Source organism: Bradyrhizobium sp. Kon10, from assembly GCF_055807395.1.
On sequence record NZ_JBVVOZ010000435.1, the window covers coordinates 1 to 231 of the forward strand.

General features: G+C 66.2%; 1 protein-coding gene. It reads left to right on the plus strand.

Annotated features, from left to right (window positions below; genetic code table 11):
* The coding region (locus tag AC0L2O_RS37645; RefSeq protein ID WP_473373302.1) for a glycosyltransferase at positions 1-231 on the plus strand (231 nt) is incomplete at both ends.

Here is a 231-nt window from a genome sequence, read left to right on the forward strand (position 1 = left end):
TCCCGGCGGCGCCAGGAATGCCGGCCTTGAGCTTGCCCGCGGCAGGTGGGTCGCGGTCCTCGATTCCGATGACGCGGTCTATCCCGGGCGAGTCTGCACCATGATTGACCGTGCGGAGAAAGCGGGCGCCGAGATCGCGGTCGACAATCTCCAGGTCGTTCGCGAGGACGGCGTTGCCGAAGAGACGATGTTCCCGGCCGACTACCTGGAGGGGCTCGGTGAAATCTCGCT